At 44.7% G+C, this 206-nt stretch carries 1 pseudogene; it reads left to right on the forward strand.

Going from position 1 to position 206, the window contains the following annotated elements:
• Positions 1-200 (forward strand): annotated as a pseudogene (locus V6255_RS19195) (HDOD domain-containing protein); the annotation flags it as partial.
• Positions 201-206 lie beyond the last annotated feature (6 nt).

The following is a 206-nucleotide window of genomic DNA, read 5'->3' on the forward strand; positions in this document are numbered from 1 at the left end:
GTTTCGATTACACAGAGGTAGGCGTTGAATTAGCTAAGCACTGGCACTTTTCATCGACCTTTTGCAATGCTATTGCACAACAACTTGATCCCCTATCTTATGATAATCCCTCACAAGCCGCTATTTTGACTCGTTTATCGCTCTTTATGCGTATTGCATGGGCTGCTGGATTACCACCTGAAATGATCGTCCAACGCTGACCTGAG

This window comes from Psychromonas arctica (assembly GCF_038155225.1).
Lineage (GTDB): Bacteria > Pseudomonadota > Gammaproteobacteria > Enterobacterales > Psychromonadaceae > Psychromonas > Psychromonas arctica_B.